The 244-nt window shown below is 61.9% G+C and carries 1 protein-coding gene; it reads left to right on the top strand.

The features are described from left to right. Positions 1-12: 12 nt before the first annotated feature. Positions 13-244 (top strand): hypothetical protein (locus AAEY79_RS16105; RefSeq protein ID WP_352289715.1); only part of this gene is annotated, 232 nt, incomplete at its 3' end.

A 244-nucleotide genomic window follows, 5' to 3' on the forward strand; every position in this document is an offset into this window, starting at 1 on the left:
ATCTGGAACGCCGTGACCAATACATGGACGGCGGCAGCCGAAACGGCAAAGTCGCATTCGAGAGGTTCGTCGCGCGTGGCGCGGCAGGCTGTGATCGCGATCGCATTGGGCGGAGCGGCAATCGGCGCTGCAGCCGCAGCGGAAGTGTGTACGGCAGAAGACGGGGCGAACGGTACGGTCGATACGGCTGGCGTGTGTCAAACCACGACTCACAATTTGATCGGCCCGATGGAAACCACAAGCT

It is taken from the genome of Psychrobacter sp. GW64-MNA-CIBAN-0177 (genome assembly GCF_040309585.1).
GTDB lineage: Bacteria > Pseudomonadota > Gammaproteobacteria > Pseudomonadales > Moraxellaceae > Psychrobacter > Psychrobacter okhotskensis.